Origin of the sequence: Synechococcus sp. CC9902 (assembly GCF_000012505.1) — a bacterium.
Lineage (GTDB): Bacteria > Cyanobacteriota > Cyanobacteriia > PCC-6307 > Cyanobiaceae > Parasynechococcus.
Map to the genome: position 1 here is coordinate 734,193 of NC_007513.1, position 21,545 is coordinate 755,737.

A 21,545-nucleotide genomic window follows, 5' to 3' on the forward strand; every position below is an offset into this window, starting at 1 on the left:
GCAAGTCTTGGATTGATACTCGCAATTCTTACTCGATTTGTACCTTCTCTCTCGTGAGAAGAGCCTACTTTTCGAGGAGATGGAAATAGATGTGTGACGAGACATTCCGCTGGAAACCTTATCTTCCTATTGGTATTTGCACTGCTGTGTGGTGATTGGGCTGAGCCAGCTAAAGCAAGGGCCGCTGTTGGTGGACATAAGGCACTTAGCAAGTTATTGCCGGCTAGTTCGAATGCTTCTACAACAGATGTATTGCTGGCCCAGGCTCCTAAACCCAAAAACTTTCCTGACGATCAAAAAATACCTCTGCCAGGGCCAGATACAAAAGACAAGGTTACTCTTTGGCAATTGCCAGAAGACTTTAAATCAGTAATTGCAACCGATAGTGGTGATTTTTATGGAATTTACTACTCGGCCTGGAATAGAGAAAGGGAAGATGTTCAATTGCCAGGAGTTTATGGGTCTGGATGGATAGACGGTAGCAAAAATAATAACTATCAACCGTGGAAGGATGATGAGGATTTAGCAGAGGAGCTATCAGTAAAATATCTGGCTCAGAAGCAATCATTTATGGTTGAATGTGATTCATCTAAGGATTATCAAACAGGTTGTGTTGATGAAGTTAACGGCGAGAAAGTTAAAAATCTCAATCTCTATGGCTTCTGGAACGGGGGAGGATTTGCCTATGGAGCGATCAAACCAGATCAATCTGTTTCACGCCCATCCGGGGGTAATTCTCCTAAAATAGGCTATTACTGGAATGGTGAGCTTTATCAAACTAATGGCGGTGATAATTATAAAATACAATTTTTTGCGGGTTGCAATCTAAATACTATTAATTCATCTGTTTCTGACTCTGGACTATCCTCTCCTGAAGATTGTAAGAATGGTACTGCTCCTGTTCTTGATGGAGGTAGTCTTAACTTTGATACAAAGCAGGAGTATTCAAGCTCGCTTTACGTCACTAGTAAAGGTGGAACGATTGATAACAATGGCAGAAATCTTATTTTAGATGGGACGATCCAATCGATTGGAGATACATCTGATTCGCCTAGCTCACTATTTTTTGATGGTGAAGGATCGACGTCTCTTCAGGGCAATAATTCATACCTCAACCCAACGACAGTCAAAGAGGGTGTTCTTGAAATCACCAATGTCGATGGTTTGGGCTCTGCTGATGCAGGAACCAGAGTTGAAGAGAGTGCCGTTCTGAGAATTTCTGTAAGTGGAGTGCAAACTCCTGAGGGTCAAGGTGCAATAAACGACGCAAAGATCAACGAAGAAATCACCTTGGCTGGTGGTGAGATTGATCTGAATGGAAATTATATCGATCTAAAAGGTGGTGTTGTCTTAGAGGGTGATGGTGTTAATTCAACTATTAGGGTTAAAGGCGGCAGTACTGAAGTCTTCGCGAGAAGTATCATTTCTGGCGATGGTGGTTTAATTAAGGATGGAGAAGGCTTTTTTCGTCTTGGAGGTGGCGGACCACAAACCTATAACGGCGAAACGATCATTAAGGCGGGTGAACTGCGTTTTGCAGATTCAACATCAACACCCAAGACAACCCATGTCACAGTGAAAGAGGGCGCCACATTGCGTCTTGTGGGTGAGAATGAAGTCTCTTCTATTGAGGGATCCGGCAGGATCTTTCTTCAGAATGATGGTTCAGCGTTAACAGTTAATGTTGAAGATGAATCCAATCCTGATTTCGAAGGTTCAATTCGTGATCCAAGAGATGATTTGGAAGGAACGTTCATCAAGGATGGCGGGGGAAGTTTAACGCTGACAGGTAAGAATGCGTATGGGTCTTTGATTGTTGAGAAGGGTCAGTTGGATATTAATGGTGAGAATATTGATACTGAGGATATGGATCCATCTGAGGCTTCAGTATCTCTCAGTCTGGGAAAAGATCTTTCCGTAAAGGGTGGTACTGCTTTACGGGTTACTGGGCGTGATGTAGACGAAACTTATGGCCCAAGAACTCCTCCTAGAAAGGATGGAATTGGTAACACGAGTACTTCTAATAAGCTTGCACCTCATGCCTCACCTATTCTTGAATTTGATGATTCAATCAATGAATTAACAGTTGAGAATGGCAGTCTATTGGTGGCTAGTTTTATTGGTGCATTGCCAACAGACTACGAAGCCTATAAAGATAACTGCAAGATAGGGGCGGATCCAAAAACTTGCTACAGCATTCGTCCGCAAATTTTATTTAAGGGTGGCGAGGATACGCTAACCAATAATGGGTTAATTGTTGGTCCTGGAGAAGCAGGTACTGGGAATCATTTGCAGCTCCGTTTTGAAGGTGGTAATGACACTCTTAATAACGGCTTAAGTGAGGGCAATGACCGTAGATCTGGAAGTTGGCTTGGATGTGTGACGGCCGGTGCTGATGATCAGGGATTTAATGGATATAAGTATGGCAACACCTGCGACGTAGCGAATGAAGAAACAGGTGGCAATTTACCTGATGCAAATAGTAAGGATGCCAAGAGGAATTATACGGTTAATGTCTATATGGGGGCTGGAAATGATGCATTTACTAATCACCAAGGAAGTTATCTAAGAGGTAACTTTTATGGTGAAGGTGGTGATGATGTTTTTGGGAGCCAGGGTGTGATTCGCGGTAATATTGTCATGGGTAAGGGAAGTGATACGGTTACTTTTCAAGGAGGTGGCGCAGAGAATAAAGGGCAATTGCGAGGCATTGGTGTTCTCGATGATCGGCTTGCCCTAGGCACTGCAATCAAGATCGAAAATGATAATTCTCTAGACACTGATGTCAATAAGCTCAATTTGTTTGGAAACGCGGTGGTTTCTTACCGCAATTCTTTGGGTTGGGGGGTCAAAGAAGACTTAGAGAATTGTGGTGGTAGAAAGTCAACAACAGGCCGCAGTGATTATGGCTGTCGTTGGGATGACGGTGGATATGGTTATGCCGCCATTGTCGGTAGTAAAGGCAAAGATAGTATTTGGGTGAAAAAGAAGAGCGATGGTACGCAGCCCGTCGCGATTTGGGGTTCCGTTGAATTAGGCGCTTCTAATGATGCGCTGCGACTTGGGAACACACAGGATAAATTTGGTGGAGATCTCCATCTCATAGGCGATTTGGATCTGGGATCGGGTAATTCTCAAATTATTTCGATCGATAAGAATTCTGATTTTTCTGTCAGAGCCATTCGTGGCGACAATATTGATTTTCAGATCTATGGCCTAGCCACCCTGGGTGGTGACTCTGAGCTGGGTGTGTTTGCAGCTGATCGTGATGTTGATTTAAAACAAGGAAATACCCTTAGCTCTTATACGGGCACAACCACGATTAATGAAGGCGGCACGTTGCGTGCTGGACAGGCTTGGAGTTTGAGTTCTGAATCCATCCATCAAGTGGATGGCAAATTGATCTTAGGCGACAATGATAATAGGCGAGAAGATCAAGAGATTGGCGAACTCACAGGCAAAGGCCTAGTAAGTTTGCAAAACCAATCTTATCTTTTTTATGGTGGATTGAACGGAGATGTTGAATTCTCAGGTACATCTAAGGGTGACGGCGCTCTTGTTAAAAAAGGATCTGGAACAACGACCTTCTCTGGCACATTTGGTCACACTGGATTTACCAAGGTGCATGATGGGACATTATTGCTGCAAGAAGATGAAAGCCTTAGTGAAAAATCAACAGTTTTAATCTCATCCTCTACAAAACAACCAACCCTTGATCTTGGTGATACCACGCAACGTGCGCCTAAATATAATCTTCATGGAGGCACCCTGAGAAATGGAACATTAGGTGCCGCAGAGATTAATGTTGAAAGGCGTACGAATAATGCGATCGATAGTATCGAAGGTGAACTTGTCAGCGTCAATGTCTCATCTCGCAATGATTTTGAAGAGGAGGTTGGCCTTACATTCTCCGGATCGAATCAATTCAAGAGCCTACAGATTGATCGTGCCACTGTTTTGATTGATGAGTCAGCCAATGTTGAGTTGTCAGGCGATATTCTTGGTGGCGATTTTGTTTCAAGAGGGGCTGCTTTTGAACTATCCGATAAGTTAGATATTCAGGGATCGTTAACGGTTGGCGGCTCGATTGATCTGGATGCAGGCAATGATCTGATTCGGATTGGTAACCTGGCTTCAGTTTCCAGTGGCGTTATTGATGGTGGGTCTGGTGATTTTGATGTTTTCTGGAATCAAAATGCATCTCTAGATTTTGATACGTCTAATGTAAAAGGCTTTGAAATTATTTCTTATAAGGGTGAGGGTCTTGCCTATCTTGGTGATAAAGCGAGTCTGATTGTTACTGCCGCTGATCGTGATATCGATGATTCTTTGTATACAGAATATGGATTGATTGTATCGACACCTTCGAATAACACTCTTGATTTTAGTTCGAACTCTAATGCCAAAAATATCGAGTCTGGTATCACCGTTGGTCTTCTCCAGCTTGATGGTGATTCAACGATTCATCTGAGGCAAGGATCACTTGATATTGCTGCCCTCCAGTCGAATGCCAAGGGTAAAAGGAACAAATTTATTCTCGGTGCACCACTCGAACTTTCTTCCGAGGCCCCACTCCAATCGTTGCGTGAATCACTCGTCAGCCCTGGTAGTGGTGTTGATTTAGATCAAGTGGCATCGGGCCGTTTATCCGTTGGTGCCTCTGATCAATCGATTGCGTCGATTGATCAACAGGGCGGGCTGTGGAGTTATGAAGGCGATTTTTCATCCACTTCACTCTCAGGCCAAGGTGTTGTTGTTGTGGGTGATGGCAACGATGATTCAGAATCATCTGCAACGTTCAAGTCGCTCACAGCAGATGGCTCGCGTCGGCTTCTGATTGGTGCGAGAAAGGATGGGGTTCTGTCCGTCACCAATGGCATTCATGATTCCTGGTCACCTGATTTGGGATTCCTGAATGTATCAAAGGCTTCTCTGATTTCTAATGGTGATGTGGTGTTAGGAATCTCTGGTGGCGATAACCCAAGCACCTATAAGGGCCTCACTGTTGTAATGCAGGATGGGTCGATCAAGACCCTTGAAAATGATGCGATTGGTCCACAATCACCCACACTGGTTCGTGGCCTGCTCCAGATTGGTGAATCGGAAGGCAGTGGAGTTAGCCAGAATTTTGCACGGCGTTTGATTGTTGGAGAAACTGGTTCGATTCAAAATGGTGATCTCTCGGTTACCAGCCTCGCCAATGCTGGTGATGTGCAGATTGATTCGCTGACTGTCAACAATGGGATGAAGCGCTTGTTGGATGTTCTTGATGAGAAGGGTCGTCGACCAATTCCTGTTGATTCACCCCTACGCAAAATCAAGGCCCAGGGTTCACTGAAAAACTTGGGTGGCAATATTGAGATTAGTGGTGATCTCAAGTATCAGGATAATCAGGACGCATCGGCTGGCCATGCACTGTTCAACATTGGGCGCCCACGATTACGGAAACAGCCAGGCCTGCTTCAGGCCAACCGAATCTTCATGGGCCCGAAGAATGATCTGATTTTCAACTCCGGTATCATCGCCACAACAACAGATGAAAAGACCTCAATTGATCTTGGTGGTGGTAATGATTTAATCCTGAATCGTGGGACCTTTGAGATTGGCTCCTCGATTATTGATGGTGGTGAACCATTAGAAATCACTGGATCGATTCTTACTCGCGAAGCTCGTTCAGCTACCGGTCTCAATATTTTCCGAGGCAGTGGCACTGAAGATCCAGGTGTCGATGAGAATCAATTGGTCAACTTTGCAGCGATTAAATTAACAGCTGATGGTGATTGGATCTTCCCACAAGGGAATGATTGCCGTGTTACCGGAGTTGGCCGTACTTTTAGTAAGAGTAAATTGGATTGCGTTGGTATCGTTGGTCAACGAAATGCTGATCAATTTCTACAGATCACCGACGGTGCGATTGTTAAAACAGGTGTGATGGAATTAGGCCGATCTAGTGATAACAGGATCGAAGTTCTTGATGGAACACTTGAGGCTGGTTTGATTGATGGCGTTGTTGGTAGCGCTCGAATCAACAGGTATTCTGGAGAGATTGTTTTTGATCGTAGTGTCAATGCTTCTTTTAATTCTTTGATTGTCGGCGATGAGTCCTCTACGGCATCTCTTAAGGCAAAAGCGATTCACAATATTTCGTCGATACATGTTGTGAATGGATCCTTAGATACCGATCTTCTACATGCCAAGGATCTAGAGGATTTAGGCCAGGTTCCGGAGCTTAAGATTGGGGCTACGATCGATAGCTCTCTTCTCTCGACAGGTAGCCCAAAATCATTGATTGAGCAGATCTCTGATAATGCAGTGAAAGGAACGTTGAGGGTTGATGAGACTGAAGGCTATTCCAAGGCTCAACAGTTGGGTGGCATGTGGGGCTATGAAGGTGATTTTAGTGATATCGATCTTTCTGCTCAGGGAATTGTAACCACGACGAAGTCGTCTGATGATTTTTCAATTAAAGATGATGCCAACGAAGATTTGCAAGAAGATATTGATGAGGTAACGTTTAAATCAATCACTGCTCTGGGTAATCGTCGGTTGCTTGTTGGTGCTCGTGAGGGCGGCAAGCTTACTATCACTGACGGATTGCATGAAACAGAAACCTCCAATAAAGCAGCGATATTGAACAATGGTGAGTTAGTTCTTGGAACTTCTGATCGAAAGGTGCCTCAATCGAGCACCTATTCTGGTGCAACCGTGGTGATGAAGGATGGACATATTCAAACGCTTAATGCTGATGCTATTGGACCCGAATCTCCCACATTGGTTCGTGGTCGTTTGAGTATTGGTGACGAAACGACGGGTGTGATTGAGCAAAATTTTGCGAAGCTATTAATTGTAGGCAAAGGAGGCATAGCTGAGAATGGAGCTTTGTCTGTGACAAGCCTCACCAATGCTGGTGATGTGCAGATTGATTCGCTGACTGTCAATAACGGCATGAAGCGCTTGTTGGATGTTCTTGATGAGAAGGGTCGTCGACCAATTCCTGTTGATTCACCCCTACGCAAAATCAAGGCCCAAGGATCTCTGAAAAATTTGGGTGGAACGATTGAGATCACTGGTGATCTGAAATATCAAGATAATGAGGATGCCACGGCTGGACATGCACTGATCAATATTCGCAATTTGAGAGACGTTACTCAATACAACCAGAAGGGTGGTTTGAAGCCTCAGCCAGGAACATTGGTGGCTAATTCAATTTTCATGGGCTCTAACAATGATGTAATCCTCAATAGTGGAATCATCGCCACAACAACGCGTCAATCCACCTCAATTAACCTGGGTGGTGGTAATGATCTAATTCTCAATCGCGGAACCTTTGAAATCGGCTCTTCGATTATTGATGGTGGCGAGCCGTTGAATACCACAGGTTCGATTCTTAACCCCGATGCTCGTTCAGTAACTGGCCTTAACATTTTTAGACAAGGCCTTGATCCTTACCGTGGCCTTTCTGATCAGGCTTCCGGCTTAGAGGAATTCCAGCTGGTTAATTTTGCTGCGATTAAGCTTGAACATGATGGTGATTGGATTTTCCCACAAGGTCAGGATTGTCAGGTTCGCGGTGAATCAAAAACTTTTGACGCAGACAAGCGCTGTGTCGGAATTACCGGTTTGAAAAAAGAAAATCAGACTATTGTTATTGAAAATGGTGCACGCGTTGAAGCCGGTGTAGTCGCCTTGGGGCGCGACAGTACCAACACAATTCAAATTGAAAAAGGATCGCTGCGCGCTGTCCTGATTGAGGGTGGTAATGAGTTGCTTGATCGTATCCGTGACAAACGCGGTCTGGCTTCTAATAATTTGCCGACGAAGAAGGAAGCAATTCTTTTGGGGAAAGAAGGTTCCGATGCAAGTGGTGAGTTAATTGTTGGCGGCATTGTTGATGTGGAGAAGATCACGCAATTGGGTGGAACTTGGGCCTATGCCGTTAACGCATCAGAAGATGGTTTTGGTGTTTTCCCAGAAACCACAGCTGCTGGCACGCTTGCTGTTAAAGAGATAACGCTCAATCGCAGATCAAACGACTCATCTGTTGTGAGTCGTGCAACGTTCCAGAAGATTGATGGAAATGCGAATGATCTCAGTGTTGAAGTTGACTCGGATGCATCTCTTGCGGTGATTGATGGAATTCATGGTGCAAAAACTACATTGAGTACCGAAGGTGAAGTGAGACTCTCTGGGGAGAGTGACTACCGCGGTGTAACGACAATTCAGAATGGAGGAATTCTCTACAGCGAAAATAATTCCGCTCTCTCTGAAAAATCTTCGATTTTGATCGAGGTCGGTGGTGTTTTGGATCTTCAGGGATTCGATAACACAATTTCGTCGCTTTCTGGCAGCGGCGACCTTGTTTTAAATCCTCGTACATCCACGATGCAAATCTCAGCTGATGAGGTGAAGGGTGCTGATTTAGAGATTCAGGCGGGAGAATTTGCGGGCATAATTGCTGATGGTGGTCTGTCTGGTCTCGGCTCTATCACAAAAACGACTGATGGAGAGCTGATTCTCTCAGGCGTGAATACGTACTCCTCTCCCACCTTTGTTGACGGCGGAACATTAGTTGCGGCCAGCTCATCTGCTCTCAGCCCGGAATCAGACTTTACGCTGTCTAACAATGGTGTTTTAGATCTCAGTACTTATCCAAGACAAGCTCGATTTAAAGCCGATGATAAAAACTACAGTGCTTATCTCAAGAGCCTAACGATTGGCGATCAATCAAGCAATCAGTTCAAACCAAGGCTGACAGTTTCTTCTTTGGCGCCATTACGAGTGAAAGAACAACTCGCTTTTGACCAAGGAGAAATTGCTACTTTTCTCGATTCAGGTGTGGAATCAACTGCGCCGATCCAGATCGATCAGGCCGGAAAATTCGTGTTCCGAGAAGAATCCCGTAATCTCGGTCCGGCCAGTCTCTATATGGTCGTTTCCAATGAAGAAGCGCGTCAACAAGAAGGCACTTGGAATGTGATCGATGGTGTAGTGGAGAATGCTGATGAGTTGGCAAAAAATACTTACTTACTTGTCCCGGCCCTTCCGGGCGAAAAGAAACGCGAAAATAAAGCTGATTTTGTTGAGATTAATGGTGTCGACTATCGCATCGCTCAGTTTGACGGTGTTGACCAACCGTTGGCTGATGCGGCCTTATCTGACGTTCGACTGGAAAAAGGTTCGTTGAAACTGGTTGTTGAACAGAAATCTTTCGACGGCATCCAAGAGGATCTCAATGGTGATGAAGGCGATGTTGATGAGCTTCCAGGTTGTGAGAACGATGATGAGTTATGTGATGTGATCAGTGATATCGATGGTGAAGAGGATCAGGCCTCGAATGCGGAAGAAGATTCTGCTGCTGAAATCATTGATGGTGTAGTCGATGGATTGCAAGATCAAGAGATTGAGATTCCTCTCGGATTCAATTACGGCCAACTTGCAAAACTTGTAACGAGCGGCCTTGCCCCACGAAATGTTGATGCGGCTGGCCGTGGTATTGCACTGTTTAATAATCAGCTCGTTGATTCAGTGTTCGATCGGCACCCATTGCGCCAGTTCGAAGAATTGATTGCTGAATCCTCCGCTACTCAGCTCAATAGCGATCTTCTATCTGAGACTGCAGTCGTTAAATCTGATTCGGATGATGTTCTTTCGTCCGATATCGGGATTGTTGAGGCCGATGGCGTGTCGTACGTGGATCTTGAGAACGATTCGTTAGATCTATCCAGTCGTGATGGTGTGAGTGCCTGGATGAAGGGCTTCGGCGGAAATAGCCGAGCCGATAATTCGAGCATTCTTTATAACGATTACGACCTGAGCAGCTACGGAACCAGTTTTGGTGTTGATATCGCCTTGAGTGATTCGTTCCAAATTGGTGCCTATGCCAACTATGGCGATGTACGGATTCAACACAGCAGCGACGATACCGGTGGTGGTAGTTGGGACTCAGATGGCTGGGGTGGTGGCCTAACGGCGCAGTATTCAACGCGCAACTTCTATGTGCAGGGTCTTCTTGGCGCCAGTGAATTCAGTGGGGAGCAGACCCGCAATATTCTTCAAATCAATCAAGATTTTGGTGCGAATACAGCGAAAGGCGATAAGAAAGTCACCAGTTATCTGGGGGCCTTGAGAATGGGTGCGCCATTCAAAGTGGGTGGTGTTGTTCTCGAACCCCAAGCCCAGGCTGTTTGGACCCAAAACCGTGAAGATGGCTTCTCTGAGACCAGCGGAACCGAGAAAAATTTGCGGTTGAAGTACAAGGATCGCGCCACCAATTTCCTTGAAACGGAACTGGGGATGAAGGTGTCGATGCCAATTCGTACGGGTGATCGTTCGTTGCTGGTGCCTAGTCTGCGAGCGGCTTGGCTTGCCGATTGGAATCAAAATAATGAAGCGCAGCAGATCGGCTATAAGTTCACCAATCAAACTGTCGATTTTGATTCGCAGTTGGAAACGCAGAACGGAGCGTTGATTGAAGCTGGCCTGGATTACACGATTCAGAACTTCAATCGAACGTCGTTGAAGGTGTATGCCCGAGGTGGAGCCGAGGTGTGGGGTGGAGATCGTGGAACCACCTGGCGTGGAAGTGGTGGTGTCACCTTCCAGTTCTAAATCGCCCCGTTCTCTGCATTCCAATGTTGATTGTTATGGATAAGGCATAACAATCGCATTGCTTTATATCGACTCGTGCTCCTACGACTGAGCCAGTTTTGCCCAGTCCAATGGTTGCACCAACGGGAAGATGTTGTCGTCATTGCTGATGTTGTTCAACCACTCTTCTGGTAGTTGTTCATTTCCATCAAGGGCAGCCATTAATTGCCAAAAACGGCCGAGGTGGCGCTCGATCCGTTCTTTGGCCAATCCTGTGGTGGTTCCTGCCCGCAAGATGAAGCTCCAATCCGATGATTGGGCCAGCATTAACTCCCGTGCCGCTTGTTTGAGCAAGGCCAGATCGGCTTCATGGGCAACGCCACGGCTGCAACGGGTCACCATTGCTGCGGCAGCTTTCTCCCATTCAGGAATCACCCAGGCGTTGGTGTCGTTCAGCCAGTAATCGTGATATCCACCTTGTCCCCAGCTCGACGGACTGGGATCACACAGTTGCAACTGGCTGCTCTGATTCAACACATCCCTGAGGCGGGTAAACGTCACCCCTTGTTTGTTGGCTTGTTCGAACAGTTGGGCCAGAAACGCGGGCCCTTCGAACCACCAATGGCCAAAGAGCTCCGCATCGAAGGGCGCGACGAGCAGTGGAGCCACGCCCATCGCCGTTTCCAGTTGATCGAGTTGCTGGCGGCGTCCCTGTAGGTAGTCGCGGGCGTGCTCTTTCACTCGCTCCGCCGCTACGGCTGGCCGGTAGGGCTCTTTTTGATTCAGGGGTGAATTGTGGTTGGTCACCCGGTGCAGTTTCAAGCTGAGCGGTCTGGGCTCGCTGAGCCCCAAGGGGGCAAGTTGTTCGACTGGTAAGTCCCAGCCCAGATCTCGGTGAAATTCCCGATAGTCCGGATTGCCTGGGTAGCCGTCTTTCGCCGACCACACCGGCAGGGTGGCTTCGCTGTCGCGACCAAAAAATGCCACTCCATTGCGGCTGCAAATGGGGGCATACACCCCGTATCGAGGCCGGGGCCGACCATGAAGAAGTCCGTGGGCATCCAGCACCGCGTAGCGCAACCCGGCATCTCGCATCCAATGGTCGAGTCCCTCGTAGTAGGCGCACTCCGGCAGCCAGATGCCGAGGGGACGTTCACCAATTAAGCGTTGATGTTCCCTGACGGCGGTCCGCAGTTGCCCGCGCACGGCCTCGGGGTGATGTCGCAGAAGCGGGAGATATCCATGGGTGGCACCGCAGGTGAGCAGATCCACCACCCCTTGGCGTTGGAGGGCCGCAAAGCGCCCGATCAAGTCGCCGGCGCAGGCCTTCCATGCCGCTAAGTGCCGCTCAAACGTTGAACTGAGGTGATCCGCCCCATCGCGAAGTGCTGGATCGGCCTGGGGTAAAAGCTGCTGTCGTTGCTCCAGCCATGTGGGAAAACGCTGCTTGAGGTCGGGCGCGTCGAGCAGGGTGAGCAGGGTGGGCGACAGGCCCATCGTCAGCTTCGGCTGGCAACCCGGTTGGTTCGCTGCCCATTCCAGGGTTTCAAGCAGGGGGAGATAACACTCAACCAGTGCCTGGAAAAACCAGTCTTCCTCCAGAGACCCTGGTTCTGCCGAACGGACGTAAGGCAGATGGGCGTGCAGAACAAGGGCGACAGCGCCTTTGGTCAAAGATCGGCCCAAATGGTGCCTGAATTTAGTCTGCTTCTGTTGATGGAATGGATATTTGAGAACAGTTGAAGTGACTCAACTACAATCGTTAACTCATACCCACTTCGACTAAGACCGTCGACGGAGCGTCGTCATGGCCAAAGACCCAGGTCGCGTCCTGATTTTTGACACCACCCTTCGGGACGGTGAACAGTCCCCAGGCGCCAGTCTCAATCTTGAGGAGAAGCTGGCGATCGCGCAGCAGTTGGCTCGCCTGGGCGTCGATGTGATCGAGGCCGGTTTCCCGTTTGCGAGTGCCGGCGACTTCGCGGCTGTCCAGCGGATTGCCCAGCAGGTTGGTGGTGACAACGGTCCGATCATTTGTGGATTGGCCCGTGCCTCGAAGGCCGATATCAAGGCCTGTGCCGATGCTGTGGCACCAGCACCCCGCGGCAGGATCCATACCTTTATTGCCACCAGCGACATTCATCTCGAGCACAAATTGCGCAAGAGCCGCAAGGACGTGCTCGCAATCGTGCCCGAGATGGTGAGCTATGCCCGCTCCCTGATCGAAGACGTTGAATTCTCCTGTGAAGACGCCGGGCGGAGTGATCCCGAGTTTCTTTACGAGGTGATCGAAGCGGCCATTGCCGCCGGTGCCACCACCATCAATATTCCCGACACCGTCGGTTACACCACACCATCGGAGTTCGGTGGCCTGATTGCCGGGATTAACCAGCACGTTCCCAACATTGATGAGGCTGTGATTTCAGTCCATGGTCACAACGATCTCGGACTGGCCGTCGCCAACTTCCTCGAGGCCGTTAAAAACGGCGCTCGACAGTTGGAATGCACCATCAACGGCATCGGAGAACGGGCCGGGAATGCGTCCTTAGAAGAGTTGGTAATGGCGATGCATGTGCGCCGCCGCTACTTCAATCCCTTCCTGGGGCGTAAGGAAGACAGCCCCACGCCGCTGACGGCTGTGCGCACCGAGGAGCTCACCAAAACCTCGCGCTTGGTGTCGAATCTCACCGGCATGGTGGTGCAGCCCAATAAAGCGATTGTTGGGGCCAATGCTTTTGCCCATGAGTCGGGCATTCATCAGGACGGTGTTTTAAAAAATCGGCTCACCTACGAGATCATCGACGCGCGCACCGTTGGTCTGAGCGATAACCGCATCTCCTTGGGCAAACTCAGCGGCCGCAGTGCCGTGCGGGCTCGCTTGGAAGAGCTGGGTTACAACCTCACCCGAGAGGATCTTGATGAGGCATTTGCTCGTTTCAAAGACCTCGCAGACCGCAAGCGCGAGATCACCGACCGCGATCTTGAAGCGATCGTGAGTGAGCAGGTGCAACAACCGGAAGCTCGTTTTCAACTCAAGTTTGTTCAGGTGAGTTGTGGCAGTACCTCGCGCCCCACTGCGACGGTCGCCTTGATGGATGAGGAGGGTGGCGAACGCACCGTGTCAGCGGTGGGTACCGGTCCGGTGGATGCGGTGTGCCGAGCCCTTAATTGCCTCGCTGATGTGCCCAACGATTTGATCGAGTTTTCCGTGAAGTCGGTTACTGAAGGGATTGATGCGATTGGAGAGGTCACCATTCGCCTGCGACGTGATGGATCGTTGTATTCCGGCCATGCCGCCGACACCGATGTCGTGGTAGCGGCGGCGATGGCCTTTGTGAACGCCCTCAATCGGTTGGTTGCAGGCCAGGAACGTCAGTCGTTGCACCCGCAAAAGGATCCAGTCGTGCTGGACGCCAGGCCGACTCTCTGACCCACCAACCCATGCGCCGTCTGCTCCCCAGGGCTGTGCAGTTGATGCTGCTCATCCTTTTGGCTTTGTTGGTGCTGACCCCCCTGCTTTGGTTGGTCAGCACCTCGTTGAAAGGCCCCGCTGAAGACATCTTTGTGAGTCCGCCGGCGCTCTTGCCAGCGGAACCGAGCTTGGATGCCTACGTGCGGCTGTTTCAAGACAACCCGCTCACGACCTATTTGATTAACAGCGCAGTGGTGAGTGCCCTGGCGGTGGTCGCCAATTTGCTCTTCTGTTCGTTGGCGGCCTACCCCTTGGCGAGGCTGCGGTTTGCTGGTCGGGGCTTGGTGCTGGCCCTCGTAGTGGCCACCATTTTGATCCCGTTTCAGGTGGTGATGATTCCGCTGTACCTCTTGATGGTTCAGCTGGGGTTACGCAACACGTTGTTGGCGTTGGTGATCCCTCAGGCCGCTACTGCCTTCGGCCTATACCTTTTGCGACAAAGCTTCCTCGGCGTTCCAAAGGAGTTGGAGGAGGCAGCACGGATTGATGGCTGTTCGCGGCTTGGCGAATGGTGGAACGTGATGATTCCAGCGGCACGGGCTGATCTGATCACCCTGGCAATGTTTGTATTCATCGGCACTTGGAGTGATTTTCTCTGGCCGTTGGTGATTTTGGACGATCCCAATCTCTACACCTTGCCGCTCGGATTACAACAATTGTCGAGCAGTTTTTCGCTTGATTGGCGGATTGTGGCGGCGGGATCTGTGGTGTCGATTCTTCCTGTGATGGCGTTGTTTCTTCTGCTTCAGCGCTTCATTCTTCCCAATGCCAGCGGTGATGCCGTGAAGGGTTGAGTCTGTAAATAAAAACGATCAGATCGGAGGGCCTGATCTAGAACGATGACAACTGCCCTGATCCATGGCCCTCGCCGATCTCGACCGTTTTCTGCTGATGCGAGAGACCGACTTGGCCCTGCATGAGCGCTTGGCCCGCCCCATGGATCTTGAGGGTTTTCTGGCCTTGGCTGCCGACTACGGATTCAACCTGGATGAGTCGGATGTGTTCGCCGCTCAGCAGCGCGAAGCCCAGGCTAAAACGGCCCATGCCCTGCAACAGCGGCAGGCTCAAGAGTCACGGCCGCTTCGTGCGTTCATTCATGGATAAGCCTGGCCTTGGCCTGGCTTTTCTAGCGAGTGAGCTTCACCACATCGGGAGTTTCCCCGTGCACTTCCCCGATCCAGCGGGCATGGGTGACGGCGCCGTCGTGGGTGTGGAAAATCCAGGCATCGTCGGGTGATGCTTTGCGTTCGATCTGCTGATCCACCGAGTTCACCGACAAATAGCCACCGATGGAGGAGGAGCGCAGTACGTATCGCTCGGCGTAGTTGGTCAACATCACAGCGGCGAGGGGGATCTCTTCTTCAGCGGTAGCGGCGTATACAAGGCGCTTGGCTCCAACTGCGGAATTATTTTTGTTTTCATTCCTTGAGCGTTAATAGGCTCTGTTGTTGGAAGATCAGATTGGCCGGGGGGCTGAACCGGGTTTGGTGTCCTCCCTCGCGAAACCAAGAGGTGGAACCGGCCACTAAATCAAGGTCTTTAGCGTCGAGTTTCCATTCCTCTGCGAGGTAGCTCTCGAGCATTGACGGCGTGGGTGGAGAGGTTTGTTGCCAGTGCACGATGGCGAGCTGCCCGGGGCGGCTGGTCAGCGTTACCAGCCGATGTCCGGGTTGGCCGTCGGGGGCTGGAGCCTCGCTTTCGTCGGTTTGTTCGTCGCAAACGAACAAGCGCAGTGGGTGATCGGTGTTGCCTTGGGGCACGCAGTATTTATTGAGATAGAGCTCCCGAGCCCGTCGGAAGGCAGCTCCCGGCGCTTTGTTCATGAGGGTGGTGTAAGCCAGCAGCAATGTCTCGCCCATGCCAGGGGTTCGTCGACGTGTACCCAGTGTCTCGAATAACAAAGCTGCCCCCCCTAAGGCACCAGCTGGCATGGGAAGCTAGTGACGATTTCGGGATTGGACCAGCATGGGTCTTCGTCGCTCCCGCTACCGATTGGTTGGCCTGGATGGGCGCCCCCATCCCGTTTTAGATACTCCCTACGACACCCTTGAGCTCGCTGTGGCGGAAGCCAGCAACTGGTGCAACGGCCAAGGGTCTCGCTGCTCACCAGGTCAGCGGGGGATTGCCGTGGAAGTTTGGACGGCCAATGGCGAATGGCGAACGATCGATTACCCAATTAGTTGCCTAACGCCATCCGCGATGGCACGGGCTTGATGTGGGTCAGTGTTGACCTGTGTGTGGTGCCGATTGGGGTGGGGGTGAGCTTGTCTCCCTACGTTGCTACCTGTGAAAAAGTGATTCGCGCGACCGGTCTCACCCATCAGCTGGGCCCCAATGGCACGGCGATTGAAGGCCCTTGGGATGCGGTGATGGAATGTGTTCGTGCCTGCCACGACGCCCTGCACGCCATGGGTGCCCCGAGGATCTACACCACCTTGAAGTTGAACACCCGGATCGACCGTGAGCAGTCGTTTCTCGACAAAGTGGCATCCGTTGAGCAACAACTTCAGGGTTGAAATCTGAAGAAGTTCCGAGGTTTTAAGGCTCTAGAGATCGACGGTTGAGACCAATGAAGGAGGTGCTCTGCTTCGGCCTGATGCGTTGGTCTTTGGGATGGTCGGGCCTGCTCTTGGCTGCTCTCTTGAGCTCTGCCGGTTGTGCGCAGGCCACCACCTGGGATCGCATCAGTCGTTATCTGAGCTTGCTTAAAGAGGCTGGTATCGAAGCGCTGGTGGCCCAGGACTGTCCGGCGGGCTTGATGGGGGCTTTCCATCAAGGCAAACAAGCTCTGTTGATGTGTGGGAACAATCTTCAGGACGATCCAGCTCAGGTTTGGGTGGTGTTGGCCCATGAATCAGCCCATGTGATGCAGGATTGCAAGGGTGAGTACCTGATGCCCCCAGGGCTCCTCGCCCAAGAGATGGATCAAGCGCGGCGCAGTCATCCTGCGGCTTTTCTGGAGCTTCAGCTCTACGACTCCAGCCAGCACCATGCTGAGGCTGAGGCCCGTTTGGTGCAGGTTCTTCCCCCCAATCAAGTGGAAGCGTTGTTTGTGAAGCACTGCAGCAACCGTCTATCGCCTTGACGGTCCAGGGAGTACGAATTCTGCATCAGGATCGTTGGCTCCTGGCGGTCGACAAGCCTTCTGGGCTGTTGTCGCAGCCGGGCTTGGGGCCGGAGCAGGCCGATTCCTTGATCTCCAGAGTGCAGGCTCACGACGAGGGGCCTGATTGGCGCCTAGTGCATCGCTTGGATCGAGATACGTCCGGGGTGCTGTTGTTGGCGGCTGGGTTGGAGGCCCTTCGACGCACCAGTGCTTTGTTTTCAAGCCGATCCGTCAACAAGCTTTATTTGGCCCATGTTTGCGGCGTTATGGCTGGCCGTGGATCCATCAACAACCGTTTGGCACGGCTCCAGCGCCAGCCGCCCCGCTATGGCTCCCATCCAGAGGGACGTGAGGCGTGCACTCTCTGGCGTGTGCGCAGCAGCGCCGCTGGGGTCACCCAGCTTTGGTTACGGCCCATCACCGGCCGCTCCCATCAATTAAGAAGCCATCTGGCGGAGATCGCTCACCCGATCCTTGGCGATCCGATTTATGGCGATCAATCCGTTGACCGACTTCGACTGCAGCGCCTTCATTTGCATGCCATCGCGTTGAGTTTCAGCCATCCGTTTACAGGGCAGCGGTTGCGCTTGGTGTCCGCCGACCCTTGGCTGCAGCGTTAGGCTGGAAATCCGCGACGGGCTGGAATCGGGTAGGGGATGCGACGGTGGCGCATCCGCCTCCACACCTGCACAAACGCACGGATCACAAGCTCCACTTCGCTGCGGCTCAAGCTGCTTTTGCGGAGCTGTCCATCCCGTTGACGGGCACCCACCAGGCGACGCACTGTGTCGCGGGCCTGTTCATCGGATGTGTCGGGAGGGAGTGAACGCAGGGCTGCTTCGCAGCCATCGGCCAGCATCAACACTGCCGTTTCCCGGGATCGAGGAGCCGGTCCTCGGTAGCGGAACAAACCCTCATCCACATTGGGATCCCGCTCCCGCGCTTCATGGAGGAAGTAGCCCATCTTCAGGGTGCCTTGATGTTCTGGGATGAAATCGGCGATGGGGCGTGGAAGGCGGTGACGGCGGGCCAATTTCAGGCCTTCATCCACATGCGCTTGCAGCACCGCTGCACTGCCAAATGGATCATTGAGGGAGTCGTGGGGATTGGGTTCGTCCTTTTGATTCTCAATGAACCACCCCGGGGCATGCAGTTTGCCGACGTCGTGATACAGCGAGCCCGTGCGAATCAGATCCACATCGGCTCCGATGGCTCGCGCCCCCTCTTCGGCCAAGCTGCAGATCATCAAGGTGTGCTCAAACGTGCCAGGGGCTTCACAGGAGAGCCGTCGAAGCAACGGACGTTCTTGATCGGCAAGCTCCAGTAAGCGGGCGCGGGTGAGCAAACCAAAGGAGCTCTCCAGCACCGGAATGGCGAGCAAGGTGAGCATCAATAAGAGGCCCAACAGCAGCGATTCGGTGGCCAACTCATCCAGGGTTGGATTCAGGCTGCCCCAGGCTTTCCAGCCCGTAAGGGGCTGCAGCTGGAGGAGGAGCCACTGCCCTATCAAGGCGCCAACGGGAAGGAACACTGTGAGCTGCAGAAGTTGTCCGCGGCTGCGTTGACGCCCTGCGATCAAAGCTCCCGATGCAGCCACAACGGCCGCAATCAACAATCGGCCGTCGCTTAGGCCATGAACCGGTTCAGGCCATAACAGAGCCGCGACACTCATCCACACCAAACCGCAGCCGGTGCCGAGACCTTCAGCCAAGACGAGGGTGGGTGGAACCAACAAGGCGAGAGGACTCACGCTTCCCTGAAACCACAGCTTCGCCACTTGCACGAGGAACAAAATTCCCACCGCAAGAAGGGCATGGCGAACCTCGAGACAGGGGCGTTCTCGGCGCATCACCAGCACCATCACCCCGCAGGCGGCCAGGGCCTCAACGAAATGCTGAAACCAAATCCCTGGTTGCGGTTCACGTCGCACCCTGCCGAAGTAATCGAGCACGTCGTAGGCCTGGGGACTAATCGGTTCCCCCTTGCGGGTGATCACATCGCCCTTTCGAACTTCGATGGTGGGGATCACCTGTTTGGTGAGCTGCTCCTCAATCAGCTGTTTGCTCAGATTGGGATCGGTGCGCAGGTTGCTGCTGCCCCGCAGGGTGCTCGCTAATACCTTGGTGGCCAGCGAGCGTGCAGCAGGATCGGTGATCGCCGACTCACCAAGCTGCACTTTGGCGGCTTGGCGCAATTGATTCACGGCCAAGTTGCTCACCAAGCCTTGGCTGAGCATTCGAGTCGCCGCTTGGCGAACAGCGGAATCCCACGCCAGATGCTCCTGCGCCGTTCGTTGGGTGAGCCACTGCTGTTCTGCGCGACTCATGTTCACAGGACCCACCCGCGCCGCAGATCCGCTCATGGCGACCTGTTGGAGTTGGATCAACTGCTGTTCCAAGCGTTGTCGCAGCAGCTTCGTTTGTTCTGGGTCGATGACCTGCACCACCGACTGCGCCACCAACGATGAGCGTTGTTGCTCGAGTGCTGTGCTGTCTTGCACCAAGACATCCTTTGGAGCAATCGCATCAAAGGGGGCGATGGCTCCAGGCTGCAGGTCGGGTTTGATCAACCAGGGCAGGCTTGATGCCACGGCCACCGCAAGGCAAACGAGCAAAACAACAGCCGTCTGCAATCGCGTCCAGCGCAGCAACCGTCGGGTTGGTGATTGAAGACGTCGCCAACGTCTCCAGAGGCTGCTACCGCGCGGAAAGCGAACCAAACACGACACATCAGTGCAACAACGCTAGCTCTCCTCGAGAGGCATGCTGGATGAAGCAATGATCCAAGGCATGGCCCTGCGTCTGGACGGCAAGGCACTGGCGAAGGCCGTCGAGAGTCGTCTTCAAGCTCAAATCGAATCGAATCTCCCCCAGGCAGGGCGTCCGCCGGGGTTAGCGGTGCTTCGCGTGGGAGACGACCCCGCCAGTGCTGTGTACGTCGCCAATAAAGAGAAGGCCTGCGCTCGTATCGGAGTCGCCAGCTACGGCGCCCATCTCCCGAGCTCCACCCCCTTTGCGGAGGTGTTGAGCACGATCCAACAGCTCAATGCTGATCCTCGGGTGGATGGCATCCTGCTGCAGCTCCCCTTGCCAGAGGGGTTGGATGAGGGGCCGTTGTTAATGGCCATTGATCCAGAAAAGGATGCCGATGGATTGCACACCCTCAACTTGGGGCGATTGCTCAAAGGAGAACAGGGACCGCGCAGTTGCACCCCGGCTGGCGTGATGGCCATGCTGCGGAGTCAGGGCATCGATCCGGCTGGTCAACGGGCTGTCGTGATTGGTCGGAGCATCCTTGTGGGGCAGCCGATGGCGTTAATGCTTCAAGCCGCCAATGCCACCGTCACGGTGGTTCATTCCCGCACGAAGGATCTGGTGGCTCACACCCGTGAGGCCGACATTGTGGTGGTGGCGGCAGGTCGTCCCGGGATGGTTGGGGCGGAGCACATCAAGCCTGGGGCTGCAGTGGTCGACGTCGGCATCCATCGCAAGCCCGAAGGGGGTCTCTGTGGCGACGTGCGTGCAGCAGAAGTGGAACCCATTGCAGCGGCGTTGTCCCCGGTGCCCGGTGGCGTTGGTCCGATGACCGTCACCATGCTCCTGGTGAACACCGTTGTGGCGTGGTGTCGCCGCCACGGCGTTGACCATGATCTCGCTGATCTCCTCAGCTAACGGGTCGATGCCACTCCATTGGTTGTTCCCTACCCCCGTGATGCAGGTGGATCTCACCCCTGATGACGGCACTGCTGCGGCGATGCATCAGCAGTTGGAGGTGTTTGATCGCGATTTGTTTGGTGATCCACAGTTTTCCAATCGCAACAACCTCACCGGAGATCTTCTGGGGATTGCTGGCCTGGATCAGTTGCATCGGATGGAGGCTTTCGTCTGGCTCAATCAACAGATCGCAGAGCAGGTATCGCTTTATTTGATCGATTTATTGGGCCCCGATCATGGCCTGGAGGTTCACATCCAAAAAGCATGGCCCGTGGTGTGTTCCCCCGATGGAGGAACGATTGAGTCGCATACCCATCGCAATGCCCAGTTAAGTGCTGTGTTTTATGTGTGCACCGAGGAGGAGCCCGGTTCTGGAGAACTGGAATTTCAAGCGCCCGACACCTACTTCAGCCATGTGATGGCCATTCCTTTTCGGGAAGCCACCGTGTCGGGTGGGGTGTTTGCTCCAAAACAGCACCGCTTGCTGCTCTTTCCTTCAGATCTGCGCCACCGCGTTTTGCCCTACGAGGGTGCGCAGCCCCGCTACTCGGTGTCGTACGACCTGGCGGTCACGACCGCCCCTGGACAGGGTCGAGAAATGCTCATGCCCCACCCCATGGATTGGGTTCCCCTGGGGGGCTTCTCCGCAACCTGAGAGAATCCGGCC

14 protein-coding genes are annotated in these 21,545 nt (G+C 52.2%); 10 read left to right on the top strand and 4 right to left on the bottom strand.

Features of this window, described 5'->3' with window-relative positions; genetic code table 11:
* Nucleotides 1–129: 129 nt before the first annotated feature.
* Nucleotides 130–10,608, top strand: a complete 10,479-nt coding sequence (locus SYNCC9902_RS03660) for an autotransporter outer membrane beta-barrel domain-containing protein (protein ID WP_156771057.1) — start codon at nucleotides 130–132, stop codon at nucleotides 10,606–10,608.
* A gap of 81 nt (nucleotides 10,609–10,689) precedes the next feature.
* Here SYNCC9902_RS03660 and SYNCC9902_RS03665 read toward each other — a convergent pair whose 3' ends face one another.
* Entirely contained in the window at nucleotides 10,690–12,261 is a 1,572-nt protein-coding gene (locus SYNCC9902_RS03665; protein WP_041424868.1) for a glycoside hydrolase family 57 protein, read from the bottom strand.
* 133 nt (nucleotides 12,262–12,394) lie between these two features.
* Between SYNCC9902_RS03665 and SYNCC9902_RS03670 the strand changes: the two genes are divergently transcribed.
* From SYNCC9902_RS03670 to SYNCC9902_RS03680, 3 genes are all read left to right on the top strand, one after another.
* Nucleotides 12,395–14,017, top strand: coding sequence for a 2-isopropylmalate synthase (locus SYNCC9902_RS03670; protein WP_011359535.1), 1,623 nt, complete (start codon nucleotides 12,395–12,397; stop codon nucleotides 14,015–14,017).
* A gap of 11 nt (nucleotides 14,018–14,028) precedes the next feature.
* The gene (locus SYNCC9902_RS03675; protein WP_041424870.1) at nucleotides 14,029–14,853 is read left to right on the top strand and encodes a carbohydrate ABC transporter permease; all 825 of its coding nucleotides are present in this window, start codon (nucleotides 14,029–14,031) and stop codon (nucleotides 14,851–14,853) included.
* A 64-nt stretch (nucleotides 14,854–14,917) separates the two neighbouring features.
* Nucleotides 14,918–15,163, top strand: coding sequence for a Nif11-like leader peptide family natural product precursor (locus SYNCC9902_RS03680; protein ID WP_011359537.1), 246 nt, complete (start codon nucleotides 14,918–14,920; stop codon nucleotides 15,161–15,163).
* A gap of 22 nt (nucleotides 15,164–15,185) precedes the next feature.
* Here SYNCC9902_RS03680 and SYNCC9902_RS03685 read toward each other — a convergent pair whose 3' ends face one another.
* Together SYNCC9902_RS03685 and SYNCC9902_RS03690 are read right to left on the bottom strand one after the other, a co-directional pair.
* On the bottom strand, nucleotides 15,186–15,395 hold the full coding sequence (locus tag SYNCC9902_RS03685; protein WP_011359538.1) for a hypothetical protein: 210 nt from the start codon (nucleotides 15,393–15,395) through the stop codon (nucleotides 15,186–15,188).
* Nucleotides 15,396–15,477: 82 nt separating this feature from the next.
* Nucleotides 15,478–15,990 (bottom strand): hypothetical protein, encoded by a 513-nt coding sequence (locus tag SYNCC9902_RS03690; protein ID WP_011359539.1) that lies wholly within the window; start codon nucleotides 15,988–15,990, stop codon nucleotides 15,478–15,480.
* 34 nt (nucleotides 15,991–16,024) lie between these two features.
* Here SYNCC9902_RS03690 and SYNCC9902_RS03695 point away from each other — a divergent pair, with 34 nt between their 5' ends.
* From SYNCC9902_RS03695 to SYNCC9902_RS03710, 4 genes are read left to right on the top strand one after another with little or no spacing between them, the layout of a single operon-like run.
* Nucleotides 16,025–16,273 (top strand): hypothetical protein, encoded by a 249-nt coding sequence (locus SYNCC9902_RS03695; protein ID WP_011359540.1) that lies wholly within the window; start codon nucleotides 16,025–16,027, stop codon nucleotides 16,271–16,273.
* The gene (locus SYNCC9902_RS03700) at nucleotides 16,273–16,575 is read left to right on the top strand and encodes an MTH1187 family thiamine-binding protein (RefSeq protein ID WP_011359541.1); all 303 of its coding nucleotides are present in this window, start codon (nucleotides 16,273–16,275) and stop codon (nucleotides 16,573–16,575) included. The genes SYNCC9902_RS03695 and SYNCC9902_RS03700 overlap by 1 nt, the downstream gene beginning before the upstream one ends.
* 53 nt (nucleotides 16,576–16,628) lie before the next feature.
* Nucleotides 16,629–17,144 (top strand): hypothetical protein, encoded by a 516-nt coding sequence (locus tag SYNCC9902_RS03705; RefSeq protein ID WP_011359542.1) that lies wholly within the window; start codon nucleotides 16,629–16,631, stop codon nucleotides 17,142–17,144.
* Nucleotides 17,141–17,785: an RluA family pseudouridine synthase gene (locus tag SYNCC9902_RS03710; protein ID WP_011359543.1), complete on the top strand. Its 645-nt coding sequence runs from the start codon at nucleotides 17,141–17,143 to the stop codon at nucleotides 17,783–17,785. Before SYNCC9902_RS03705 ends, SYNCC9902_RS03710 begins: the two co-directional genes overlap by 4 nt.
* On the opposite strand, the gene SYNCC9902_RS03715 is transcribed toward SYNCC9902_RS03710, so the two are convergent.
* On the bottom strand, nucleotides 17,782–19,884 hold the full coding sequence (locus SYNCC9902_RS03715) for an HDIG domain-containing metalloprotein (protein ID WP_041424872.1): 2,103 nt from the start codon (nucleotides 19,882–19,884) through the stop codon (nucleotides 17,782–17,784). The genes SYNCC9902_RS03710 and SYNCC9902_RS03715 overlap by 4 nt on opposite strands.
* A gap of 70 nt (nucleotides 19,885–19,954) precedes the next feature.
* On the opposite strand from SYNCC9902_RS03715, the gene folD reads away from it, so the two are divergent.
* The gene (gene folD, locus SYNCC9902_RS03720) at nucleotides 19,955–20,836 is read left to right on the top strand and encodes a bifunctional methylenetetrahydrofolate dehydrogenase/methenyltetrahydrofolate cyclohydrolase FolD (protein ID WP_041425320.1); all 882 of its coding nucleotides are present in this window, start codon (nucleotides 19,955–19,957) and stop codon (nucleotides 20,834–20,836) included.
* Nucleotides 20,811–21,533: a TIGR02466 family protein gene (locus SYNCC9902_RS03725; protein WP_232179260.1), complete on the top strand. Its 723-nt coding sequence runs from the start codon at nucleotides 20,811–20,813 to the stop codon at nucleotides 21,531–21,533. Before folD ends, SYNCC9902_RS03725 begins: the two co-directional genes overlap by 26 nt.
* Nucleotides 21,534–21,545: the final 12 nt, after the last annotated feature.